The organism is Bacteroidales bacterium, from assembly GCA_021648725.1.
GTDB lineage: Bacteria > Bacteroidota > Bacteroidia > Bacteroidales > JAADGE01 > JAADGE01.
Genome location: JAKISF010000039.1, coordinates 19,712 through 27,236, shown reverse-complemented (window position 1 = coordinate 27,236; position 7,525 = coordinate 19,712). Strand labels below are relative to the sequence as shown.

The 7,525-nt window shown below is 30.5% G+C and carries 4 protein-coding genes; 3 read left to right on the top strand and 1 reads right to left on the bottom strand.

Features of this window, described 5'->3' with window-relative positions; translation table 11 throughout:
* Positions 1-501 precede the first annotated feature (501 nt).
* Positions 502-660, bottom strand: coding sequence for a hypothetical protein (locus tag L3J35_12175; GenBank protein MCF6366946.1), 159 nt, complete (start codon positions 658-660; stop codon positions 502-504).
* A 217-nt stretch (positions 661-877) separates the two neighbouring features.
* On the opposite strand from L3J35_12175, the gene L3J35_12170 reads away from it, so the two are divergent.
* From L3J35_12170 to L3J35_12160, 3 genes are all read left to right on the top strand, one after another.
* Complete coding sequence (locus L3J35_12170) at positions 878-2,293, top strand: sugar transferase (protein ID MCF6366945.1); 1,416 nt, start codon at positions 878-880, stop codon at positions 2,291-2,293.
* Positions 2,294-2,315: 22 nt separating this feature from the next.
* Positions 2,316-5,603, top strand: a complete 3,288-nt coding sequence (locus tag L3J35_12165; protein ID MCF6366944.1) for a DUF2723 domain-containing protein — start codon at positions 2,316-2,318, stop codon at positions 5,601-5,603.
* Between the two features lie 103 nt (positions 5,604-5,706).
* Positions 5,707-7,254 (top strand): acyl-CoA carboxylase subunit beta, encoded by a 1,548-nt coding sequence (locus L3J35_12160; GenBank protein ID MCF6366943.1) that lies wholly within the window; start codon positions 5,707-5,709, stop codon positions 7,252-7,254.
* The last annotated feature ends 271 nt before the right edge of the window (positions 7,255-7,525 follow it).

The following is a 7,525-nucleotide window of genomic DNA, read 5'->3' as shown; positions in this document are numbered from 1 at the left end:
AATTTATTGTAGCAAAATTATTTATATATTTTTTAGATTTTATTTTCTTGCCCACACTTTTGTCTCAAAACCTGAGCCTTTGCCTATAAACAAAGGGGTAGACAGGTTTTAGGCTGATGAACTTCCGGTATACAGAGACGGAAAACAGCATACGGGGCTTAATGATTGTCAAGCAAGAAGTGAAAATAAATTATATTTCCATTTTAATGCCTCCCTTACAGCTATCAATCTCGCAAAAGTTGAATATTGGTTATCTGTTCCAAAAGAGACTCGTGGAGCATTTTCAATGTCGGACATTAAAACCATGTATCACAACACTTTAATGTTACAAAGATTTATTAACGTGTTCGCTGTTCCAGCATACAAGCTAAAAAATATACATAATGTCAAAGAACTTATTAATTTCGGCAAAATTGCTGCCTAAAACTTAACGAACTATTGTTAATATTTATAGCAAAAAAATACTTTGGGTAAAACATATTTTGATATTTTTAATTCGTATTACCCTTCCTCAAACCCTTTAATATCTTCATCAATAATCTTAATTATATTTTGAAGTTGTTCTTTTAATATTTTAAGATTTTCATATTTGAAACCGGATTCATCTTTTTGATTATTTACATCTAATTTTAATAAACGAATAGCATCTTCTCCGACCAATATAGTTTATCAGAAATAAAACAAAGAAGCTGAGTGTAGAATTTTTCTACACTCTTTATATAATTATAGATTTTATCTACATAAATGAGTGAGCATTTATTTTAACAAACACAACGAAAATAAAATATTCATTTTTTCACAATCATTATTATTATTTTGCGTTTAAGTTAAATTAATAAAAGCATCCAATAAACTTACATAATAATTTAAGGTTTTAATGAATAAAAAATTACAAACATTAAAATATATTTTATCCGATTATGTAAGTGCTTCATTAGCTTGGTTTTTGTTTTATTTATTCCGAAAAGAATATATTGAATCTGCAAATTACGGCTATCAAATAAATATTGAATACGATTATAGTTTTTTCATTGCATTATTCGGTTTACCGTTGTTTTGGCTGATGATATATTCTGCATTCGGATATTACAGAAACCCTTACAGAAAATCAAGACTGCAAGAAATCGGACAAACATTTATCACTGTTTTAATAGGTGTGATAATTATTTTCTTCTTATTAATTTTAGACGATGTTGTTTTTTCATACAAAGATTATTATGCTTCTGCGGGAGCATTATTTTTTATACATTTTACACTAACCTATATACCGAGATTAATTTTTACGAGCATAACAATTTCAAAAATAGAAAAAGAAAAAATAGGCTTTAATACTTTGTTAATAGGAAGTAACGGCAAGGCACTTAATTTATATAAACAATTAACATCGCAGGATGAAAAATACGGATATCGCTTTGTAGGGTTTATAAATATTTTTAATAAAAAAGATACAGTATTAAATAAACATCTCAAACATTTGGGAAGTTTGGATGAAATTGAAACAATTATTAAAAAAAAGAAAATTGAAGAAGTAATTATTGCAATTGAATCTTCCGAACATGAAGCAATAGGCACTATTATTAATAAATTACAACGTGTAAGTGTAATTACAAAAGTAATACCCGGTTTAATCGATGTGTTAACAGGGCGAGTGAGAATGTCAAGTTTTCTGGGAACACCGCTTATCATTATTTCTCATGCACTAATGCCCGCTTGGCAAGAAAGCGTAAAAAGAATATTTGATGTTGTTGCTTCCGTTTTAGCTGTTTTAATTTTATCTCCGGTTTATGTTTTTTCTGCAATCGGTGTTAAAATTTCATCAAAAGGTCCGATTTTTTTTAAACAAGAAAGAATCGGGTTGCAAGGAAAAACATTTTCAATATATAAATTTAGATCAATGTATATTGATGCCGAAAAAGACGGCCCGCAATTATCTTCTTCAACCGATTTAAGAATAACAAATTTCGGACGTTTTATGCGAAAAACAAGATTGGACGAAATACCGCAATTTCTTAATGTTATTAAAGGGGAAATGTCTCTTGTAGGACCCAGACCTGAACGTAAATTTTATATTGATAAAATTGTTGAAAAAGCTCCGCATTATTTAAGACTTTTAAAAGTAAAACCCGGCATAACTTCTTGGGGGCAAGTAAAATTCGGATATGCCGAAAATATTGAAGAAATGATTGAACGCCTTAATTATGACATTTTTTATATTGAAAATATGTCTTTATATTTAGATTTTAAAATATTAATTCATACCGTACTTGTTGTTCTTAAAAGAAACGGGAAATAAATAAACTGATTTAAAATATTATATGACACTAAATAAATACAAACAATACAACAATATATTAGCTTGGATTGCATTTTTAATTGCATTAATAACTTATTTCTTAACTGTTGAACCAACGGTAAGTCTTTGGGATTGTGGAGAGTTCATTGCTTCAACATACAAACTTGAAGTAGGGCATCCGCCGGGGGCACCCCTATTTATGCTTATAGGAAGATTCTTTTCATTGTTTACCTCAAATCCTCAGAATGTTGCATTAATGATTAATTCGGTTTCCGTTTTTTCAAGTGCCTTTACCATCTTATTTTTATTTTGGACAATTACCTATTTCGCAAAAAAAATAATTGTTAAAAAAAATGAATTAACAACTTCAAAAGCAGTTGTAATATTTGCAAGCGGATTTGCCGGAGCCTTGGCATATACATTTTCAGATACTTTTTGGTTTTCTGCCGTTGAAGCAGAAGTTTATGCAAGTTCATCTTTGTTTACGGCAGTTGTATTTTGGGCAATATTAAAATGGGAAACAATATCAGAACAAAAATATTCAAACAAATGGCTTATTTTTATTGCATTTATGATGGGATTATCAATAGGTGTTCATTTGCTTAATTTACTTGCAATTCCGGCAATTGTTTTTGTTTATTATTTTAAAAAACACAAAATTACAAGCAAAGGATTGTTTTATTCTGCAATAATCTCAGTTGCACTTGTCGGTTTTCTGATGTACGGAATAATTCAGGGATATGTTGTATTAGCTTCTAAATTTGAATTGTTATTCGTAAACGGCTTAGGTTTACCTTATAACAGCGGTTTATTATTCTATATTTTCTTAACATTTGCTTTACTTGCATACGGAATTTATTATTCATTAAAAAAGAATAAAATAATTTTAAATACTGTTCTTACGGCAATAACTGTAATCCTTATCGGATATTCGTCTTATGGAATTATTATGATAAGGTCAAATGCAAATCCGCCTATGGATGAAAATAATCCGGAAAATATATTTACGCTTTTATCATATCTTAATCGAGAACAATACGGTTCAAGACCTTTAATTTACGGACAATATTTCGATGCAAAATTAAAAGAAAAAAACGGTCAATATGTATCCTATCCTAATTATACATATATTCCGAAAGACGGGGAATATTTAAAAATTGAAAAAACAAATCCCGATTATGATTTTGATGATGACAGAAAAACAATTTTTCCCAGAATGTACAGCAGAGATCAGCTTCATATTTCGGCATATCAAACTTGGGGAGGAGTAGAACCCGGAGAGAAACCAAATTTTATAAATAATATTCAGTTTTTTATTACTTATCAGTTAAGCCACATGTATTTCAGATATTTTATGTGGAATTTTTCGGGCAAACAAAATAACCTTCAGTCTCACGGAGGAATTTCTAAAGGGAATTGGATAAGCGGCATTCCTTTTATTGATAAAATGATGATAGGAAACCAAGGAGATTTACCCGAAAAGATGAAAAATGATAAAAGCAGAAACAAATATTATCTTTTACCTTTTTTATTAGGTTTTATCGGTTTGCTTTATACATTTTCAAAAGATAAAAGAAGTTTTTCTGTTTTGTTTCTTTTATTCTTTTTTACAGGAATTGCAATTGTTGTTTATTTAAATCAAACACCGTACCAGCCCAGGGAAAGAGATTATGCTTATGCAGGTTCTTTCTATGCTTTTGCAATATGGATAGGTCTGGGAATAACCGGAATTTATAACTTTTTAAACTCTCGACTTACTAAAAAAGTAACTTTATTGTTAACTGTTCTTACAGCCGTTCCGGTTCCGTTAATTATGGCTGTTGAAAATTGGGACGACCATGATCGCTCGGGAAGATACACAACTGCAGATTATGCAAAAAATTATTTAGATTCCTGTGATGAAAATGCGATTTTATTTACTTACGGTGATAATGATACATTTCCGCTTTGGTACATGCAAGAAGTTGAAGGATACAGAACCGATATTAAAGTCGTAAATTTAAGTTTGCTCGGAACTGATTGGTATATAGACCAAATGCAAATGCAATCTTATAATGCAAAACCGGTTCCTTTCAAAATGAAACACGATAAATATCGCGAAGGAATTCGTGATGCTGTTTATATTACTGAAAATCCCGAAGCTTTTATTGATGAAAAGTATTTTACAAAAGAAATTATTTATCAAGAAGATTTTAATTCTATAAAAGAAAATTTAAAAGTTATTTTAGAGAAATCAGAATATTCAAAAGAAAACCCCGAAGAATATAATACAATTCTTAAAATGATGAATGGTGTATCTCCGGTTAAGTTTGCCGGGATTGTAGTAAATCTTTCCGATGAAGATTTTATAAAAAAATATAAAATTGACAAATCTTCAGTTGACGAAATAAGCTCATTATTGCAAGTTTTCCTTCAAAAAATTTCAGAAAATCATTTACCCTTAAATTATGCAATGGACTTTGTTGCTTCCGATAATTCAGATACAAAACTGCAAGCAAACGATGGTGAAGAAATAAATTATTTACCTTCAAAAAAACTGTCATTAAATGTGCCGTGGCCAAAAGCAGCAAAAATAGGAAGTTTTACCGCAAAAGAATTAAGTAAATTTGAGAAAAATATTGAATGGACAATTAATAAAACCTATTTATTTAAAAATGATATGGCTGTTCTTGAAATAATTGCAAGAAACAACTGGGAACGGCCTATTTACTTTGCTACGAGTGTTCCGCATCAAAATTATTACGGCTTACAAAAATATTTCAGGTTGGAGGGTTTTGCATATCGTCTGGTTCCTTACAAAACAGAAGGGCAAACAGGATATATTAATACCGATGTAATGTATGATAAACTTATGACTAAATTTGTTTGGGGGCGAATAAAAGAAGATGATGTTTACATCGGCAATTTTGATTTGCGAAATATTCGTATAATGGCTGTCAGAGAAACTTATGCGAAATTAGCATCTGCACTGATTAATGAAAACAAAAAAGAAAAAGCAATTGAAGTATTGGACAGATGTATTGAAATTCTGCCCGAAAATAAAATTCCTTATGATGATTCTATGACAGAAATTGTCGGTAATTATTTTAAAACAGGAGAAAAGGAAAAAGCATATAAGATTTTAGATATTATTATTAAAGATTACGGTGAAAAAATGAAGTATTATATTAATATCGGCAGTAGCTTCAGCGACCAAGTTTATTCTGAAAAAGCAGAAATTTACAATGACATCAAGCAATTTAAGAATATTACCGATAAATATAACGAAAAAGAATATTCCGTGAAGTTAGAATCGGTTTTAATATTTTAAATGAAATTAAAAAACGAAAAATATGTTCTCCTGAAAAATAATGCTTTTTTTCGGGAGTTTTTTTAAATTTGTTGTCACAAAATATTCAAATTTTAAATATACGATGATAAATAAAGATAAATTTAAAAGACTTGAAGAAATAAATAAAAAAGCACTTCAAGGCGGCGGAAAAGAAAGAATAGAAAAACAGCATAAAAAAGGTAAATTGACTGCAAGAGAAAGAGTTGAGCTGCTTTTGGATAAAGGCTCTTTTCAAGAAACAGGAAGATTTGTAACCCATCGTTCACAAGATTTCGGATTAGATAAAAACATACCTTTAGGAGACGGAGTGGTAACCGGATACGGAACTGTAAACGGGAGATTAATTTATATATTTTCGCAAGATTTTACAATATTCGGAGGCTCACTTGCCGAAGCACATGCCGAAAAAATTGTTAAAATAATGGATTTAGCAATGAAAAACGGTGCTCCCGTTGTAGGCTTAAATGATTCAGGAGGAGCAAGAATTCAAGAAGGTGTTGTTTCATTGGGCGGTTATGCTGATATTTTTTACAGAAATACATTAGCATCAGGAGTTGTTCCCCAAATATCAGCAATAATGGGACCTTGTGCCGGCGGTGCAGTATATTCTCCTGCAATTACTGATTTTAATATTATGGTTGAAGGCTCTTCATATATGTTTGTAACCGGACCCAATGTAGTTAAAACAGTAACACATGAAGAAGTAACTTCCGAAGAACTCGGAGGAGCAAGTGCACATTCTACAAAATCAGGTGTTGCTCATTTTACAGCTTATAATGACGTTGATGCAATTGAACAAATCAAGAAATTGTTGAGTTATATTCCTCAGAATTGTGAAGAAATAACTCCGGAAATGAAATATGAAACAGGCAACGAGGCAAATATTGAATTAAATTCAATTGTTCCTGAAAGTCCTAATCAACCCTATGATATTAAAGATGTTATATATAAAGTTATTGACAAAGAATCATTTTATGAAGTTCACAAAGATTATGCAGAAAACATAGTTGTAGGATTTGCACGCTTAGCCGGAAAAAGTATCGGTATAATTGCAAACCAGCCGATGTCTATGGCAGGAGTTTTAGATATTGATTCCTCAAAAAAAGGAGCTCGTTTTGTTCGTTTTTGCGATGCTTTTAATATACCTCTTTTGGTTTTTGAAGATGTACCCGGGTTTTTACCCGGAACTGACCAAGAATGGAGAGGAATTATTACAAACGGTGCAAAATTATTATATGCCTTTTCAGAAGCAACAGTTCCGAGAATTACGGTTATTACCAGAAAAGCATACGGAGGAGCTTACGATGTTATGAATTCAAAACACATAGGTGCCGATTTAAATTTTGCATGGCCTACTGCCGAAATTGCCGTTATGGGAGCAAAAGGTGCAGCTGAAATCATTTTTAAGAAAGAAATTTCTGAAGCAAAAGATTCTGCAAAAAAACATGCCGAAAAAGAAACCGAATATAATGAAATGTTTGCAAATCCGTATATTGCAGCAGCAAGAGGTTATGTTGATGAAATTATAAAACCCGAAGATACAAGAGGAAGATTAATAAGAGGTTTTAAAATGCTTGAAAATAAAGTTGATAAACTCCCGAAGAAGAAGCATGGGAATATTCCTTTGTAAATTCTTTAAGCCTAAATAAAATAGTAAATACCATTTAAATAAAAAAGTTAATACGCTGTTACTCACAGAAAATCACACAATACAATGGTAATTAACTAATGATTAAGGGTAATGTGAATAATTGCAAGTTTTTTTGGAGTTTAGACAAAAACCTTGCAAAATGGCAGGTAAAACATTAAGTATACTTATCAAATAAAAAAGGATTTTTATTGGTAATTATTTTATTGTTTAGAATTCACAAAAAAATATTATAAACAGAAACAGTTTTCTG